Below are 16191 nucleotides of genomic sequence, written 5' to 3'. Positions count from 1 at the left end.
CCGGCCTGGCCGAAGGTGCCGGCGACAGGTCCCGGTCAGTGGGGGGCGGGATCTCCGGCGCCGGGTCGGCCCGCCCCCGGGTCCGTCGGCTCGCGGAGGCGCTGGACCAGTTCGCGCGCCGCCGCGGCGAATCGCTCGTCGGACTCGCAGGGCCGGTGCCCCTGGATCGGCGGCGGGACGCTGTCGCCCGGCGGAGCCACCACGTCGACGGGATCTCGCAGCCGGCGGTCCACCGTCGCCGCCGGCCGGCCGACGGCAACCGTCCCGCCCGGCCGGTGGGAGGAGAAGACCCAGCCGCCGACGGGGTCGGTGTCGCGCCACAGGTTGATCCACCGCCAGCCGACCCGGGCGCCGATCTCGTGCAGCACCTCGTCGTCGATGTAGGCGGGGAAGAGCCGGGCGTAGAGCCGGCGCAGCGGTGACGCGTGGGTGAGCAGGGCGACCCGGCTGCTGACCCGGGGTGGCAACTGGAGCACCGCCGCGGCGGCCAGGACCGAACCGTGGCTGTGCCCGGCGAGCAGCACGGTGTTGCCGCGTCCGACCAGGTACGTGATGCGTCGCGTCAGCTCCGGCACGGCACGTTCGGCGTAGCAGGGCGGCGCGAACGGGTGGGCGGCCCGGGGCCAGAACGTGCCCAGGTCCCACAGGACGCCGACGTGGCGCCGGAACTCGACGGTCCGGTAGGCGAAGACCCCGCCGAGAACCAGGCCGAGGATGAGCGCGGCGATGACCCAGCTGCCGAAGGCGATGCCGAAGGTGACCAGGTCGGCCGGCACCCCTGCGAACCGCTCGACGACGCCGCCCGGAGACAGCCCCAGCAGACCGATGGTGGTGGTGGCCGTGCCGAGTCCGGCGAGGCAGGCGTAGACCGCGGCCAACGGGATCAGCCATTCGGTGAACCGGGCCTGGGCTATCGTCTTCCGCACCTGCCGCAGTCGCGGCTCGGCCTCCGCCGGCGGGTCCGGGTGGTCGTGCGCGACGATCGCCGCCGCGGCACGGAAGCGGCCGCGTCGGGAGGACACGATCACCAGGCCCACGACCACCAGCGTGATCAGTACCGCCCGGAAGAAGCCGAAGATCGCCCAGGTGTACGCCCGCGGCGGACCGGCGGCCAGGCCCGCGTCGATCGGGGCGTCCCGGTCCAGGAAGTCCGCCACCCGGTAGATCAGCTCGGCGGAGTACACCACCGCCAGACTGATCGCCGCGGCCGCGATCGCCAGCGCCCCCAGCCCGAGGAGCGGCGTGGCGAGCGGCCGGCGCCAGAGCAGTGCGGCTCCCAGCGCGGCCAGCAGGGCCGTCTGGGTCGCGAACAGCCAGGTCAGGATCGATTCGTAACCGGGTAGGCCGCCCCCGTCGTGCCATCGCGCGGACCCGGCCAGGACGTGGGCCGTGACCACGACGGTCAGGACGACGGCGATCGTCCGTAGCGTGCGGGTGATCCGATCGAGCCGGCGATCCGCGGGGGCCCGGTCGATCAGCGCGGGCGTGCAGAGCAGGACCACACAGGTGGCCAGGACGGCCCCGGTGACGACCACCAGCGCGATCGTGACGGCCGACGCCCCGCCGGGGACCCGGGCGGCGAGCAGCGCGCCGTCCAGTGTCGCGAACGCCGCGGCGACATGGATGGAACGCAGCCGACCCACCAGCGGCTCGGCGTCCCACTGACCGATCGTGCTGAGCCCGTGTCCGGAGACCTCCGTCTCGGGTGCGCGAAACGCTTCGAACACCCTCCCCGGGCGGGTGCTGGCCCGCCAGACCAGCCCGATGGCAGCGGCCGGAACCAGCGTCAGGGCCGCCAGCCGCAGCCCGACGGGGCGCCCACCCAGCCACGACAACCAACTGCGTCCGGCCAGGCAGTCCGGCGAGGCCATGCACTGCCACGCGACGAGGTCCAGCGCAACGCCGGCGACGGCGAGCACGTACAACGCGGTGAGGGTGAGCGCCAGCAGCCTGCACAGGGATCTGATCACCGCATCGGAGCCATGGTTCGCCGGGCGCATCCAGATCGCCAGGTTGGCCAGCATGAACGGCAGCAGGAACACCAGCGACAGGGTCCGGGCCATCGTTCCGGAGGGCAGGTCGCCCCAGCGGTACGCCTCCACCGTCACCCGGCCGTCGGCGACCTCCGAACGGCGGCGGCGGTAGAAGCCCCCACTGCGGTCGCCCGCGACCTGCTCGGCCTGCGGCAGGTTCAACACCTGGCCGGCGCTCGCGCCCGCGGCCCCGTGCACCCGCAGCGCCACCACGTCATCGGACGTCCCCGGCCCGCTCAACCAGGGCCTGTCAGCGACTCGACGCTGTTTCGCGTTCCGAACCCGTCGCGGCGCCGCTGAACGCCGAAGGACCCCCACGCCCGGAGGCGATCGCGCCACCCGCCAGGGCACTGGGATCCCCGACAGACGCCTCGCTCATCTTCTGACGCCCCGCTCGCACCACGGCCACCCCCGCCACCAGTGCTGTCAGCGACAACACCGCCGCCTGCAGCAGCCGGCCTCTCCTGCCACGTCCACGCTTCATGCCGATCCCCTCACATTCGGGCCATGTCGCCTCATGGTGACCGGGTCAGAGCGGCAGTGCCCGGCCATTCGGCGCACTTGACACGTTCGGGCTGTTTCCGGCGGCCTGCGCGACGGCATCCCCCGCCCTTCGCCGCCGCCGGTTCCCGCCGTGGACGCGGTCGGGCATAACGGCCGGTCACGTGGGCATTCAGCGGGCGAATTCCAGGCAGGTCGAAGAGTGCGTGGTCCACACCGCCGGCGCACGCCTATGTGGCGGACGGCGCAGAAGGGCTTCGTCGGCCGGGAGCGAGGGAGGAAGTAGGGCCATGACGGCAACCAACCAGAGCCGGCCCCCGGGCGGCACGGGGGAGCAGGCCCGGCAGGAGGCGTCCCGGGTCGGGCAGCACGCCGCACAGACGGGTGGCAAGGTCGCGCACGCCGCGACGGAGCAGGGCGGGCACGTGGCCGCCGAGGCGCGGGAGCAGGCCCGGAACCTGACCGGGCAGGCCACCACGCAACTGCGGGACCAGGCCCGGACGCAGCAGCAGCGGGCCGCCGAGGGGCTGCGCGACCTGGGTCGTGGGCTCGGCTCGATGGCCGAGCAGAGCGGGGAGTCCGGGATGGCCGGCGAGGCGGTCCGGCGAGCGGCCGACGCGGCGCAGCGGGCCGCCGGGTGGCTCGACCAGCGGGAGCCGGGTGAGGTGCTGGACGAGGTGCGGGGATACGCCCGGCAGCACCCGGGCACCTTCCTCGCCGGCGCCGTGTTGGCCGGTCTGCTGGTCGGCCGGCTCACCCGGAACCTGACCGCCTCCGACGGGGCAGGCTCCGGCGCTCAGCCGGCCCAGTCCACGCAGCCGGCGACGGCGGCGCTCCCGACTGAGCGCGCGGTCGCGACGCCCTACACGGGCGAGCAGCCGTACAGCGGGGTGGCCCGGGCGCAGAACGTGTCGCCGGCCGGTCGGCCGGAGCCGGAGGTCCCGGGCGGGGTGGCGCCGTGAGCGCCCCGGAGAAGGAGCGGAGTCAGTCCTCCGTCGGCGAGCTGCTGGGCGACGTGACCCGGGATCTCTCCACGCTGGTCCGCAAGGAGGTCGAGCTGGCCAAGGCGGAGCTGCGTGAGGAGGCGAGCCAGGCCGGCAAGGCCGGCGGGATGTTCGGCGGGGCGGCGCTGGCCGGTTTCCTGACCGTGCTGTTCGTGTCGTACGCGGTCTGGTGGGGTCTGTCGAACGTGATGGACGAGGGCTGGGCCGCGCTGATCGTGGCGGTCATCTGGGCGGTTGTCACTGCCGTACTGCTGGTCAATGCGCGGAAGAAGATGCGGCAGCTCCGCGCGGTCTTCCCACGGACGAAACAGACCGCGCGGGAGATGCCGCAGGCCATGCGAGGCCGCTGAACGAGCCAGGAGGGAGCGGATCATGTCCAGTGATCCGGATCGGATCCGATCAGAGATCGAGAACACCCGGAGCGAGTTGAGCAGCGACGTGGATGCCCTGACCGACAAGGTGAACCCGCGTCGGATCGCCGGCGACCGGGTCGGGCAGGCGCGGGGCGCGCTGACCCGGGTCAAGGAGAAGGTGATGGGCGCACAGATGGACGGGCACGGCGCCGGCCAGCGGATGTCGCACGCCGCCGGCGAGCGGATGTCGCACGCCAGCGAGCGGATGTCGCACGCCGCCGGCGAGCGGATGTCGCACGCCGGCGAGCGGATGTCGCACGCCGCCGGTTCGGTCCGGGAGGAGGCGCGGTCGCTCGGGCAGCAGTCCCGGGCGCAGGCGGAGGGCAACCCCCTCGCGGTCGGCCTGATCGCCTTCGGCGCCGGGCTGCTGGTCTCCTCGCTGATCCCGCCCAGCCGCCCCGAGCGACAGTGGGCCGGGCAGGCCCGGGGCATGGTCAGCGAGCACTCCGCCGGGCTTCGTGAACAGGCGAGCCAGGTCGGCAACCAGCTCCGGGACAACATGCGCGAGCCCGCGCAGCAGGCGGCCCAGTCGGTGCAGTCCACCGCCGCCCAGGGCGTGTCCGCCGTCCGGGACCAGGGCCGATCGGCCGCGCACCAGGTCCGGGAGGAGACGCAGGAGGCCGCCGGCGAAATGCGGCGCCGTTGAGCCGGTGGAGCCGGTTCAGGCTCCGACCCGCGGCGTGAGCACGGCCTGCTGTCCACCGGGCAGCAGGCCGTGCGCTCGGGTCATCTGCCGTGGCTGCGGGCGCGCGGGTCAGGGACGCTCGTCGGGGCGGGCCGACCGGACCATGTCCTGGTAGCGGGGGTGGCTGGCCCCGTAGATCGCGAAGTTGAGCCGGGCGTGCGACAGGCTCAGGTCGCCGTTGGGGCCGCCGCGCACCGCGCCGGCGTCCGCGTCGCCCTGACCGTCGTCCGTCCAGAAGCACACGGGGCAGGTGCCACCACCGGTCAGCGAGGCGCAGCAGGGACAGGCCGCCTGAACCGAATGATCACCCACCGGTGCAGCATTCCACAGTTGACGGGGCAACGCGCCCCACCCACCCGGCCGCTGGGACAGTGTGTTGATGGGGGGCTTGCGGTGGCGCGGCCGTCGACCTAGTCGGTCGACTCGGCCGGGGAGCCGTCGGTCGTGGTGCGACTGCGCCCCAGCGCATCGATCCTGCCCCACCGCCCGGGTATGTCGAGCAGTTCCACCCGCCCGAGTCCGGGTGGGAGTGCCGGGTCGATGATGAGGTGCCCGTCGTGGGGCTGCAGACCGAGAATCACCCGGAGCAGGAGCAGGGGAGTTCCCGCCGACCAGGCCTGGGGGCTGCAGGCGGTCGGGTACTCCACCGGGTAGGTGGTCCGGGCTCGCGGATATCCGGCGAAGGCCTCGGGCAGCCGGCCGTGGAAGTATTCGGCTGCGTCGAAGCTGGCCTGGCAGATGGTGGCGGCCTCGCGGCGGTAGCCGTAGCGCCAGAGGCCCCAGGCGATGATGGAGTTGTCGAACGGCCAGACCGTGCCGACGTGGTAGCCGAGCGGGTTGTAGCGGGCGCAGTCGGTGGCCAGGGTGCGCACCCCCCAGCCGGAGAAGAGCCGCTCGCTGAGCAGCAGCTCGGCGACCCGACCGGCGCGGGACTCCTCGACGATTCCGCTCCACAGCAGGTGCCCGATGTTGGAGGAGAGCGCGTCGACCTGGCCGCCCTCGGCGTCCAACGCGAGGGCGTAGTACTCGCCGTCGGCGATCCAGAACTCCTCGTTGAACCGGGCCTTCAGGTCGGCGGCCTCGCGCTCGAGCCGGTCGGCGTAGGCGGGGTCGTTCCAGAACAGCCGGGCCAGGCGAGCGCCGCGGATCTTGGCGTCGTAGGCGTAGGCCTGTTGTTCGCAGGTGGCCCGGGGGAACGGTGGCAGGCGCCCGTCGCGATAGGAGATCGAGTCCGGGGAGTCCTTCCAGCACTGGTTGACCAGGCCGCTGTCGGGGTTGCGGGTCTCGTACCAGATGTAGCCGGTGCCCAGCAGGTCGCCGTGGGTGTCGACCCAGTCCAGCGCGGCGCGGGCCTCGAACTCGTAGGCCCGCACCAGAGTGTCGTCGCCGGTCCAGCGTTCGTACTCGTCGAGCAGGACGACGAACAGGGGAGTGGTGTCGGACGCCCCGTAGTACGGCGAGTGGGGTTGTTCCTCGAACCCGGCGGACTCGCCGTAGCGCAGCTCGTGGAGGATCTTGCCGGGCTCCTCGTCCCGGAAGTCGTCGACGCGGCTGCCCTGGCCGTAGGCGAGCGTGCCGATCGTCGCGGGCACCAGCTGCGGGGTGAACGGGAGGGCCTGGAGGCAGGTGAAGATGCTGTCCCGGCCGAACACGGTCATGAACCACGGCAGGCCGGCCGCCACCAGTTCCTCCGCCATCGTGATGGAGGTGTAGCGCAACGCGGCCAGGTCCACCAGGCTCTGCCGGTAGGCGGTGGCCATGGACGCGTTGTCGCACTTCAGCCGGGGCGCCGCCGCCGTCCAGCGCCGCAGCTGCTCGTCGAGCTCGTCCGGCGAGCGGGCCTGGCGCAGCCGCATGCTGTCGCGGAAGTCGCGCTCGTGTGCGCCCAGCACGAGCGTGCGCACCTGCAACCGGGTCTGCCACTCCGACTGCGGGGGTACGCGCACCTCGAACGTCATGCCCTCCGCGTCGACCTGGGCGGGCGCAGAGCTGGAGATCACGGTTTCCCGGTGGAAGTGGTCACGGCGGTAGCGCAGCCGCAACCGTCCCTCCTCCACGATGGCCTGAACCGGCGCCTTCTTGGCCTGCGGGTTCTTGATCTCGAAGATGTCGGCGAAGTCCGCGCCCATGTCGATGCGTACCGTCATGATCATCTCGGCGTCGGTGTGGTTGAGCACCGAGAGTTCCTCGGTGAAGCTGCCGCCGATACTGCGATCGCGGATCACCGACACCGTGGCGTCGACATAGTGGGTGGGCTCGCCGGGCACCAGGAAGAACCGGCTCTCGTAGTAGCGGATGTCATCCACCGACAACGCGTGCAGTCGTTCTCCGTTCACACTCAGCCGCCAGGTGGACAGGAAGCGGGTGTCGTAGGAGAACAGCCCGGTCGGCACGCTCGGCGACGGGTCGACGTCGCCACGGTCGTCGCACACCAGGAAGGTGTTGCCGTCGAGGATGCTGATCGACTTTCTGATCGCCATGTCGTCACGACGTCCCGGCTCGCCGCCGCTCGCGCCACGCCTGCCCATGGGGAGATCGCCGTCGCGCGCTCTCGCGCGGATCGACCGTGCCCGCCGCCGGCGGGAAGTACCGCCGGAAGGCCAGGATCAGCCGGGCGTCGCCGGCGAGCGTCGCCTCGTTGCGGAGCAGCACCGCCGTCGCGGGCGACTCGCCCCGCACCAGCCGGGCGAACACCGCGGGGGTGGTCGTCAGCACCGCGTCGGCCGCGACGACGTCCCGGTTCACCACCACCTGATCCGATGCGGTCAGGTCCACGTACCAATGGTCGGTCGAGCCGTGGTTCACCAGGTCGACTCGGAGGGTTCCCCGAACTCGCGGCGGCAGCATCGCCCGCCCCCGCGACGGCAGCGCCACGAAGAAAGCCCGAATCTCATCGTTCATACCAGCCCCCGCCCGATTGCAGCGTAGGCCACCCGACCTGCCCGGAATGACGTTTTCGCAGGTTGGCGCGGGGGCCGGCCCGCGTCGTCAGGGCCGTTCGGGGCGGGCTTCGTGAAGCCGGTGCGGAGGGAATGTGACATTCCCACCCGGTTGGCCGATTAGACCAGATGACGCTTGTTCCGCTCCGGCCGTCCACGGCCGGCTGACGACAGGAGAACACCATGCGGTGGATCCGCCCGATCCGATGCGACAACTCCGGCCCGAACTGCCTGGAGGTCGCCGTCACCCCGGACGGCGACCGGGTGTTGCGGAACTCGCAGCGACCGGAGATCACCATCAAGGTCGACGCGCAGGAATGGTCGGCGTTCGTCGACTCGGTGCGGGCCGGCCAGAGCTTCTGACCGGTCGGTGGGTCGGCCCGCCCGGGCCGACGGAAGGGTTGACGGGCCGCTGGTCGCGGCCCGTCAACCCCGACGGAGCTCGGTTACTTCACGCCACCGGCCCGGAACGCCACCCAGGCGTCGCTCATCCGGTCGGCCTGTCCGGCCGTGAACATGTCCATGCAGGAGTCCTGCGTGTAGTCCATGAAGTTGTGGATCGGGTCCAGCCCGGGCGCCGTGCAGGTGTCCGCCCCGACCGGGCAGTTGAACTGTGGCGCCGCCTCCCGCGGGGTGTCCGCGACGTAGTCGCCGGAGGCCGAGCAGCCGTGCGCGAAGGTGTGCTCCAGCATCAGCCAGTGCCCGACCTCGTGCGTCAGCGTGTCACCCAGGGCGTACTTGCCCGCCGTGCCGCCCGGCATCGACTCGTCCAGCATCACCACGCCGTCGATGTAGTCCCGGCCGTTGTTGTAGCCCTTCGGGAAGTACGCCCAGCCGAGGAGCCCACCGCCGATGTTGGCCGCGTACACGTTCAAGGTGCGGGCGTCCCCGGTGTACAACGCGTGCTTCATGTCCCGCTCGTTCTTGCCGGGCACGACCGTGTACCAGTCGCTGTTCACCGTCCACGTCGTGTCGACGAGGGAGAACCGGAACGGCGTGTCCGAGGCGTTCGCCGCCGTGCGGCCGGCGTACGAGTCGTTGAGCACCTTCATCTGCGCCGCGATGAGGGTCTTCCACCTGGTCGTCTCGGCCGCGCTGAGGGCGTGGTCGGAGACCATGTGGAAGACCGTGGGAATGGTGACGCTGCCGTTGGGCAGGCGCGGCGAATCCTTGATCACGCCGTAGGCGTTCGCCTCGTTCTTCGAGTACAGCTCCGGCTCCTGCGCGGTGGCGCCCTCGCTCACCCGCGCCGCGCTGTGCCCTTCGGCACCCGGCTGGCACGCCGTCACAGCCGCGGAGGCGGTGAGGGACGCCGCCGTACCGGCCGCCGCGGATGCGCCACCGGCCGCCAGGAATGTCGCCGCGGTAGCGGTCAGGACCGCAAGTTGGAACGTCGATCTTCTGTGCATATTTGCACCTTTCACGCCAGGGGATTGAGTCACCGAGCGGGATGGACGAGGCCCGCCGCGAGCAGGCCGGTGACTCGTCGTTCCGGTATAAGAACACGTCGTTGACCTGAGCAACAGGACCCAACAGGGCATCCTTCACGGGACTCCCGACCCACCGGAGCCCGTCCCTGCCCGGCGCCCGGAGAGGACCGGCGGGTGACAGGCCGCCGCCGGCATGGGAACCTACCGGTCGGTAACGTCCTCGACGGAAGGCAGCGACATGGCGGACCTGGCGCACCCCGGCTGGCAGAACCCGACGGCGCTCGAACCGGCCCTCGTGCGCCGCGCCTGGCGGGTGACCGAGCCCCTGCACGCGATGATCTACTTCGTGCCGGAGGCGCACGAGCGGTACGCCGCCCTCGGCATCCCGGAGCCGGCCGGCTACTTCGCCTCCCGTGCCGCCGCGATGGGCCCCGTCGGCCCGGGCCCGGTGGTCGCCACCTTCTTCAACTTCAACCCGGACCTCGTCGCCCGGGTGCTGCCGGCCGCCTGGGAGCGGACCACGCCGGCCGCCGTGCTGGCCGCCCGGCTGGAGGCCGCCGGCGCGGCCCTGGCCCGAGCGCTCGGCGACGCGGTGCACGGCCCGGAGCTGGCCGAGGCCGCCGACCTGGCCCGTCGCGCCGCCGAATCGGCCGCCGCCCACCCCGAGGGGCGGCCACTGTTCGCGGCGCACGCCGCGCTGCCGTGGCCGGAGCAGCCGCACCTGATCCTCTGGCAGGCCCAGACGGTCCTGCGGGAGTTCCGCGGCGACGGGCACGTCGCCGCCCTGCTGCTCGCCGGCCTGACCGGGCTGGAGGCGCTGGTGCTGCACGCCGCGTCCGGCGAGGTGGCGGTCCGCTTCCTGCGCCGAACGCGGGGCTGGAGCGGTGAGCAGTGGGCGGACGCGGTCGAGCGGCTGCGCGGGCGCGGGTTGATCGAGGGCGACGAGCCGACCCTGACCGAGAGCGGGCGGGCGCAGCGCGCGCGGATCGAGGCGGCCACCGACCGGCTCGCCACGCCCGCGTACGCGGTGCTCGGCGCCGACGGGTGCGCCCGCCTCGCCGAGCTGACCCGGCCGATGAGCCGGGCCGTGGTCGACGCCGGACTGCTCAACGTCGACAACGCCGTGCCGCAGCGGGCCGACCGGGTGGCGTCCCGCCCGAGCTGAGCCGGGCCCGGTCCCGCGGTCAGGTCAGGTCGAGTTGCACCGTGGCGATCTCCCAGGCCCGCAGCGGCAGCCGGACCAGCCCGTCACCGCCGACCGCGAGCGGATCGCCCGCCCGGCCGAGCAGGTCGGCCCGCCACGCCCCGCGGACGGTCGGGCCGCCGAGCACCGCGGTGGTGTCCATCGGGGTCTGCGCCACCAGTCGCACCTCGGTGCGGCCGGCCCGGTCCCGGACGCTGGTCAACGCGACGCCGGGGCCGTCGACGGCGAGGCCGACCGCCGGTGCGGGCAGCGCGATGCCCGGATCGGCGGTGCCGGCGAAGGCCAGCAGCTCGTGCCGGTACGCCTCGGCCGCCGCCAGCACCCCGGCCTCGTGCCAGGCGCCCCGGTACGGCAGCACCGCCAGCTCGACGGTGCGGGTGCCCCGGCACTGCGCCTCGGGGGTCGGCAACTGCGGGCCGGCGGGCTCGTCGCGCAGCGCGTGCCGGTTGCGCGACAACATCCCGATCGACCGCAGCACGGTGACGGCCAGTTCGCGGCCGGCGTCGGTCAGCTCGTACTCGGTGGGCTGGGTCAGCAGCACGGCCAGCGCGCCGTCCGGACCGCCGGCGGCGACGAAGCCGTTGGCCGGGAAGGTGGGCAGCGGCACCTCACCGCCACCGCCCTCCGCGGTCAGGCCGCGCGCCACGACGGCGAACTGGCCCTCGGCGTACGAGGTGTCGGCCGGTGACGGCAGCGGCAGGTGCAGCCGGACCCGATGGTCGTCGCAGCGGTTGTCGAACTCGACGCGCAGCCGGACGAACGGCTCGCCGCGGCGCAGCTCGACCCGGGTGGTCACGGTGATCGGCTCACGGTCCACGGCGCGGGAGCCGGCGTCCACGTCCGCGGCCACCGGCCAGCGGTACTCGCGGACCACCTCCAGCACGGCGAGCAGCGGCCCGTCGTGGCGCACCACGGTCCGCACCGCCCGCGGCTTGTCGACCAGTTCGTCGGCGGCCGGCGGGGCGTAGTTGTAGCTGTCGCCCACGTCGCCGCCGTCGACGATCCGGCCGACCCCGTCCACGGTCACCCCGTCCGGGGTGGCCAGCGTCAGGGTGCCGTCCTCGGCGACGTCGACCCGCAGCAGGCCGTTGTCGAGGCTGCGGCCGGCCACGGTGACCGGGTCCGACGCGGGCGTCGCGGTCGCCGGGAGCGGCACCGGCCGGACCGCGGCGTGCCCGAGCGGTGGCACCTCGACCAGGGCGGCGACGGTTGCCCGGGGCTCGGCGACGATCCTTACCCGCCACCGGTCGGGCTGCCCGGCGGCGGCGAGCGCCAGCCGGACGTCCGCCACGTCGAAGGCCGGGTCGCCGTGCCGGGCCACCTGGAAGGTGAGTGTGGCGTCGTCGGGCGACACCGACCAGGCGGTGACCTCTTGGCCGTAGAGCTCCCGGCCGTGCACCCGGGTGAGCACGGCCGGCAGGTCGGCCGCCGGCACCACGTCGTCGGCGAGCAGCGTGCGGCCCCGGTCGAGGACCTGGGCGGCCACGCTGCGGCCGCCGGCGTCGGCGAGCGCCACGGTGCCGTCGGCCGGCGCCCCCACGTCCAGGCGCACCAGGGCGGTACGCGCCGCGGGGGTGGGGTTGAACAGCAGATAGCCGTCCCGGGGCACGGCGGCGGCCAGCCGGGCGCCGACCAGGTCGCAGACCGCCCGGCCGAGCTGGTCGGCCTCGGCGAGGCGGGCGGCGACCTGCTCGGCGGTCTCGTCGCAGCCGCAGCCGGTCACCGAGTCGTGGCAGCTGGCGTCGATCAGCCGGGTCCAGGCCATGTCGAGGAAGCGCTGCACGGACCCGTCGTGGGTCAGCGCGGCGAGCGGTTCGGCGTACCGTTCGACGCGCCGCTCGGCGCGGTTCATCGCCCGCTTGAGGTGAGCGCGGACGGAGATCACGCCGGGCAGGATGTTGGCCCGGGCGTGCGAGCGCAGCTCGCCGCGGACCACGGGCAGGCCGTCCACCGTGGCCGGTTGGGTGGCGAAGTACTCGCTGAGGGTGCCCAGCCGCAGCCGGGTGCCGACGAGGTCGGCGGTGGCCAGCAGGTCGGGGGCGTCCGGCGCCGGGGCGGCGTGGTCGGTGCCGTACATCGCCAGGACCGGGGTGTCGTCGCCGGCGGGCCGCCAGCCGGCGAGCCGGTCGGCGAGGTCACCGGCCCGGCGGGTGACCTGCGCGGCGTCGTCCATCAGGCCGGCGGCGTTGCCGTAGCCGCCGGGCAGGTACTGGGTGCGGACGGTGGTGCCGTCGGGCGCCTGCCAGGCGAAGGCGTGGTGGTGCACCCGCTCCGGTACGCCGCGGAACACGCAGGCGTGGGCCAGCCCGGCCCCGGCCAGGATCTGCGGCATCTGGGCGATGTGGCCGAACATGTCGGGCAGGTAGCCCACCGGCATGGCGCCACCCAGTTCGGCGCTGCGGGCCAGCCCGCGTTCCAGGTTGCGGACGATGTTCTCGCCGGAGCAGAGGAACTCGTCGAGCAGGATCTGCCAGGGGCCCACCGACAGCCGGCCGGCGCGGACCAAGTCGATCACCTGCTCCCGCCGCTCCGGGCGCACCTCCAGGTAGTCGTCGACCGCCGCGAGCTGCCCGTCGAGGGTGAACCGCTGCCGCGGGTCGCGCTCCATCCGGTCGAACACCTCGTCCAGCAGCGCCACCAGCCGCAGCCGGAACCGCTGGAACGGCTCGTACCACTCCCGGTCCCAGTGGGTGTGTGGCACCACGATGATCTCGGTCGGTCGCGTCATCAGCTCGCCGCCTCTCCGCCGATCGCCGCCCCGGTCAGCTCACCGTAGCGGCGTACCACCTGCTGGCTGGTTCGTACGTCGGCCGCGCCCTCGGCGATGCCGGTCAGCGGCGTGGCGCCCGCGGTGACCATCGTGTGGAACGCGACCAGCTCCTGTTCGAACGCCTCGGTCACCGACCGGTACGCGGCCCGCCGCTCGCCGCCGCCGTGCTCGTCCACCACGGTCAGCGTGGTCGGCGCGTTCAGCAGGTAGGGCGAGGGAAACACCAGCTCCAGCGAGCCCCGGGCGTGGTGCAGGGTGACCGTCTCCCGGTAGGCGGGGTAGTCCGGGAGGTTGAGCCACCGGATGCCGTAGCGGGCACCGTCCGGCAGCCGCCCGCTGATCTCCACCGACGGCTCGGCCGGGCCGTCGGGGCTGAGCGGCCAGGTGGCGACCTGCTCCACGGTGGCCGGCGCGCCGGTGAACAGCCGCAGCAGGGACAGGTCGTGCGAGATGCTGTTGATCAGGATCTGGTAGAGGGTGCGGGCGCCCGGGTCGGCGCCGACGGCGGCGTCGAGCAGCCGGTGGTCGGCGGCGGACAGCCGGGCCAGCTCCGCGGCCGGCACGTCGCCGGCGGCCGGGGGCAGGTTGGCGAAGCGCAACTGCCGGTCGCCGCCGGCGTGCAGCACGGTCACCTCCACGGCGTGCACCCGCTCGGCGCCGCCGAGTTCCGCCAGCAGCCGCGCGGCCTCGGCCACCGCCGGGTCGTACTGCTTCATGTAGCCCACCATCAGCGCCGGGCCACCGGCGCCCAGCTCGGCCAGCCGGGCCGTCTCGGCGAGCGTGTAGGCCAGCGGCTTCTCGCAGAGCACCGGCAGACCGGCGCGCAGCGCCAGCGCGGCCAGTTCGCCGTGCGAGCCGGAGGTGGCCAGCAGCACCGCGTCGCAGCCGCCGTCGGACACCATCCGCGTCGCGTCGGTGTAGCGGCGGGCGGGCTCGACGCCGTACCGCTCGCCCAGCTCCGTCACGCGGGATGGGGACAGGTCGGCCAGCGCGACGATCTCGAACAGGTCGCCGCGACGTTGCAGCAACGGAAGGTGCACGGCGCGGGCGATGATGCCCAGCCCGGCTACCGCGATGCGGATCCGCTTGCCCGGCTCGGTCATCCCAGCGCCTCCTCGAGCCACCGCCGGTTGGCGTGCTGGTCGGCGCGGATCCGGTCGAGGTCCCGGCCGTCCTCGGGCGCGTCCTGCTCGATGACCAGCCAGCCGGTGTAGCCGATGTCGTCGAGACCGGCGAGCACCCCGGCCAGGTCGACGTCGCCGCGGCCCAGCGCGCAGAAGCCGCCGGCGGCGACCATGTCCATCAGGCCCCCACCGGCCGCCCGGACCCGGGCGTGGGCGGCGAGGTCGGCGTCCTTCAGGTGGACCTGGCCGATCCGCCCGGCCCAGCGGCGTACCGCGGCCACCGGGTCGCCGCCGGCCAGCGCCAGGTGCCCGGTGTCCAGGCAGATGGCGATGTCGGTCAGTTCGAGCAGCCGATCGGCCTCCGCCTCGGTCTCCACGTCGGTGCCGAGGTGGTAGTGGAACACCGGCTCCAGGCCGCGTTCGCGGCACCGGTCGGCGGCCTGCTGCACCCGGGCGGCGAAGTCCGGCCAGGCCGCGGCGGGCAGCGCCGACGCCAGGTCGGTCGGGGTGCCCGGCCGGGCCATCCGGGCCGGGTTGCCGGGACAGGCCAGGGTCGGCCGGGGCGCGAACCGGTCGTCGTCGACCGGCGCGGCGGTGAACACGTCGAGCGCGGCGTCGAGCTGGGTGAGGTCCGCGGCGAAGCCCGCCGGGTCGGCGAAGCGCAGGTCGACCCAGCCGCCGGCGAGCCCGACGCCGGCCGCGGCCAGCCGCCGCGCGAGGGTGTCGCCGGTGCCGAGGTAGCCGATCGGGCCGGAGTCCACTCCGGTGTAGCCGTCGCGGGCCAGTGCCGCGAGCAGGTCGTCGGGGCCGACGGGTGCGTCGGTGGGCTGGTAGATGCCGTAGTTGACGGGGGCGCCGGCCACCCGGGTGCGTACGGTCAGCTGCACAGTGCGATCACCTCCATGCGGTGGGACTCCAGGACGTGCAGCCCGTCGCCGGCCGGCAGCAGGCACCGGTCGCCGCGGACCAGCCGGTGGCGCCCGTCCGGGTAGGCCAGCAGCGCGCCGTCGGCGTCGAGCGCCAGCAGCTCGTCACCGAGGCGCAGCAGCAGCGGCCCGTCGGGGTCGGCCGAGACGGCGGTACGCCCGCCGCGCAGCGCGTCCAACACGGCGTCGCCGGGTGCGGTGTCGCCGTCGGCGAGCACCCAGGTGGTGGGGGAGCCGGGCGGCGCGTCGGCGCCGGGGCGGTGGAAGTCGCTGCCGCCGATCGCCACGACGTCCGCCCGCCACGCCCGGGCCCACGCCAGCGGGGCGCCCCAGGTGCGATCCCACCAGCCGGAGTGCCACACCTCGACCAGCGGGGTGCGGTCGGTCAGCGGCTGGCGCCAGGCGCAGTCGCCGCCGAGCGGATGGTTGACCGACATCAGCCCGCCGTCGCGCCGGGCGGCGGCCAGCCACTCGTCCGGCGGCCGGCGGAAGTCGACCCAGCCCACCGGGCCGAACACGTTGGCGTGCCCCCGGTCGGTGGTCACCTCCTGCCCGGGCAGCAGGGTGATGCCGTAGCGGGCGGAGGCGTCCGGCAGCCACGGGTGGTGGCTGACGGTGTTGTGGTCGGTGACGGCGAGGAAGTCCAGGCCCCGGGCGGCGGCGAGCGCGGCCAGCTCGTCGATGGTCTGCGCGCCGTCGCTGTGCACGGTGTGCGCGTGCAGGTCACCGGCGAGCCAGCGCCGGCCGTCGAGGCCGGGCAGGTCGCGGCGGGGTGGGCGGTCGGGCCGGGGTGGCGCCGCCGGTGCCGGGGGCGCGGGCAGCCGGGCCGCGCTGGTGGTCGCGGTGACCTCGTAGTCCAGCCCGTCGGGTGGGATGCGGTGCAGCCGCAGCAGCACCTGCCACTCGCCGGGTTCCAGCTCCCCCGGCAGGTAGCCGGGGGTGGCCCAGTCGGCGGCGATGGTGTAGCCGTCGCGGGCGCCGCCCGACCAGCCCCGGAAGCCGTCCGGCCCGACGCAGCCGAGGTCGAGCACCCCGGCCTGGCGCGGGTAGTCCAGCCGGACGGTGAGCGCGGCGGTGCCGGGTGCGACGGTCACCGGCAGGGTCCGTAGCACGTCGTCGGCGCGGTCCTGCAGGGTCCACCTGCCGCGGTGCACGACCATGG

General features: G+C 74.0%; 14 protein-coding genes. 5 read left to right on the top strand and 9 right to left on the bottom strand.

Annotated features, from left to right (window positions below):
• Window positions 1-35: 35 nt before the first annotated feature.
• A complete protein-coding gene (locus AB0F68_RS06030; RefSeq protein WP_357333244.1) occupies window positions 36-2243 on the bottom strand; it encodes a hypothetical protein in 2208 nt (735 codons plus the stop codon).
• 581 nt (window positions 2244-2824) lie between these two features.
• Between AB0F68_RS06030 and AB0F68_RS06025 the strand changes: the two genes are divergently transcribed.
• Genes AB0F68_RS06025 through AB0F68_RS06015 form a run of 3 tightly spaced genes read left to right on the top strand, consistent with a single transcriptional unit; the run spans window position 2825 to window position 4597 of the window.
• Complete coding sequence (locus AB0F68_RS06025) at window positions 2825-3496, top strand: hypothetical protein (RefSeq protein WP_357333243.1); 672 nt, start codon at window positions 2825-2827, stop codon at window positions 3494-3496.
• The gene (locus tag AB0F68_RS06020; protein WP_357333242.1) at window positions 3493-3888 is read left to right on the top strand and encodes a phage holin family protein; all 396 of its coding nucleotides are present in this window, start codon (window positions 3493-3495) and stop codon (window positions 3886-3888) included. The genes AB0F68_RS06025 and AB0F68_RS06020 overlap by 4 nt, the downstream gene beginning before the upstream one ends.
• Before the next feature lie 22 nt (window positions 3889-3910).
• Entirely contained in the window at window positions 3911-4597 is a 687-nt protein-coding gene (locus AB0F68_RS06015; protein ID WP_357333241.1) for a DUF3618 domain-containing protein, read from the top strand.
• 108 nt (window positions 4598-4705) lie between these two features.
• Here the strand turns inward: AB0F68_RS06015 and AB0F68_RS06010 are convergent, their stop codons facing one another.
• The 3 genes from AB0F68_RS06010 to AB0F68_RS06000 all read right to left on the bottom strand — a co-directional run bounded on the left by AB0F68_RS06010 (window position 4706) and on the right by AB0F68_RS06000 (window position 7483).
• Window positions 4706-4948 (bottom strand): CPCC family cysteine-rich protein, encoded by a 243-nt coding sequence (locus tag AB0F68_RS06010; RefSeq protein WP_357333240.1) that lies wholly within the window; start codon window positions 4946-4948, stop codon window positions 4706-4708.
• 98 nt (window positions 4949-5046) lie between these two features.
• Window positions 5047-7116, bottom strand: a complete 2070-nt coding sequence (locus AB0F68_RS06005) for a glycogen debranching N-terminal domain-containing protein (protein WP_357333239.1) — start codon at window positions 7114-7116, stop codon at window positions 5047-5049.
• 4 nt (window positions 7117-7120) lie between these two features.
• Window positions 7121-7483: an SCP2 sterol-binding domain-containing protein gene (locus AB0F68_RS06000; RefSeq protein ID WP_357333342.1), complete on the bottom strand. Its 363-nt coding sequence runs from the start codon at window positions 7481-7483 to the stop codon at window positions 7121-7123.
• 275 nt (window positions 7484-7758) lie between these two features.
• Here AB0F68_RS06000 and AB0F68_RS05995 point away from each other — a divergent pair, with 275 nt between their 5' ends.
• Entirely contained in the window at window positions 7759-7938 is a 180-nt protein-coding gene (locus tag AB0F68_RS05995; RefSeq protein ID WP_357333238.1) for a DUF397 domain-containing protein, read from the top strand.
• Window positions 7939-8021: 83 nt separating this feature from the next.
• On the opposite strand, the gene AB0F68_RS05990 is transcribed toward AB0F68_RS05995, so the two are convergent.
• Window positions 8022-8819 carry a zinc metalloprotease gene (locus AB0F68_RS05990; RefSeq protein ID WP_357333237.1) on the bottom strand — a complete coding sequence of 266 codons (798 nt, stop codon included), beginning with the start codon at window positions 8817-8819 and terminating at the stop codon, window positions 8022-8024.
• Window positions 8820-9243: 424 nt separating this feature from the next.
• On the opposite strand from AB0F68_RS05990, the gene AB0F68_RS05985 reads away from it, so the two are divergent.
• The gene (locus AB0F68_RS05985) at window positions 9244-10170 is read left to right on the top strand and encodes a hypothetical protein (RefSeq protein WP_357333236.1); all 927 of its coding nucleotides are present in this window, start codon (window positions 9244-9246) and stop codon (window positions 10168-10170) included.
• Between the two features lie 19 nt (window positions 10171-10189).
• On the opposite strand, the gene AB0F68_RS05980 is transcribed toward AB0F68_RS05985, so the two are convergent.
• Genes AB0F68_RS05980 through AB0F68_RS05965 form a run of 4 tightly spaced genes read right to left on the bottom strand, consistent with a single transcriptional unit; the run spans window position 10190 to window position 16189 of the window.
• Entirely contained in the window at window positions 10190-12937 is a 2748-nt protein-coding gene (locus AB0F68_RS05980; RefSeq protein ID WP_357333235.1) for a hypothetical protein, read from the bottom strand.
• The gene (locus tag AB0F68_RS05975) at window positions 12937-14082 is read right to left on the bottom strand and encodes a Gfo/Idh/MocA family oxidoreductase (RefSeq protein ID WP_357333234.1); all 1146 of its coding nucleotides are present in this window, start codon (window positions 14080-14082) and stop codon (window positions 12937-12939) included. Before AB0F68_RS05975 ends, AB0F68_RS05980 begins: the two co-directional genes overlap by 1 nt.
• Window positions 14079-14990, bottom strand: a complete 912-nt coding sequence (locus AB0F68_RS05970) for a sugar phosphate isomerase/epimerase (RefSeq protein ID WP_357333233.1) — start codon at window positions 14988-14990, stop codon at window positions 14079-14081. The genes AB0F68_RS05975 and AB0F68_RS05970 overlap by 4 nt, the downstream gene beginning before the upstream one ends.
• Window positions 14981-16189 (bottom strand): CehA/McbA family metallohydrolase, encoded by a 1209-nt coding sequence (locus AB0F68_RS05965; protein ID WP_357333232.1) that lies wholly within the window; start codon window positions 16187-16189, stop codon window positions 14981-14983. Before AB0F68_RS05965 ends, AB0F68_RS05970 begins: the two co-directional genes overlap by 10 nt.
• Window positions 16190-16191 lie beyond the last annotated feature (2 nt).

The organism is Micromonospora sp. NPDC023966, assembly GCF_040639095.1.
Taxonomy (GTDB): Bacteria; Actinomycetota; Actinomycetes; order Mycobacteriales; family Micromonosporaceae; genus Micromonospora.
The sequence above is the reverse complement of the archived record's forward strand: the minus strand, read 5'-3'. Positions and strand labels throughout refer to the sequence as shown.

Excerpts from the sequence above, each read along its gene's own strand:
- AB0F68_RS05985 (WP_357333236.1), top strand. The coding sequence starts at position 9,244 with ATGGCGGACCTGGCGCACCCCGGCTGGCAGAACCCGACGGCGCTCGAA.
- AB0F68_RS05975 (WP_357333234.1), bottom strand. The coding sequence starts at position 14,082 with ATGACCGAGCCGGGCAAGCGGATCCGCATCGCGGTAGCCGGGCTGGGC.
- AB0F68_RS05995 (WP_357333238.1), top strand. The coding sequence starts at position 7,759 with ATGCGGTGGATCCGCCCGATCCGATGCGACAACTCCGGCCCGAACTGC.
- AB0F68_RS06015 (WP_357333241.1), top strand. The coding sequence starts at position 3,911 with ATGTCCAGTGATCCGGATCGGATCCGATCAGAGATCGAGAACACCCGG.
- AB0F68_RS05965 (WP_357333232.1), bottom strand. The coding sequence starts at position 16,189 with ATGGTCGTGCACCGCGGCAGGTGGACCCTGCAGGACCGCGCCGACGAC.
- AB0F68_RS06005 (WP_357333239.1), bottom strand. The coding sequence starts at position 7,116 with ATGGCGATCAGAAAGTCGATCAGCATCCTCGACGGCAACACCTTCCTG.
- AB0F68_RS05980 (WP_357333235.1), bottom strand. The coding sequence starts at position 12,937 with ATGACGCGACCGACCGAGATCATCGTGGTGCCACACACCCACTGGGAC.
- AB0F68_RS06025 (WP_357333243.1), top strand. The coding sequence starts at position 2,825 with ATGACGGCAACCAACCAGAGCCGGCCCCCGGGCGGCACGGGGGAGCAG.
- AB0F68_RS06000 (WP_357333342.1), bottom strand. The coding sequence starts at position 7,483 with ATGCTGCCGCCGCGAGTTCGGGGAACCCTCCGAGTCGACCTGGTGAAC.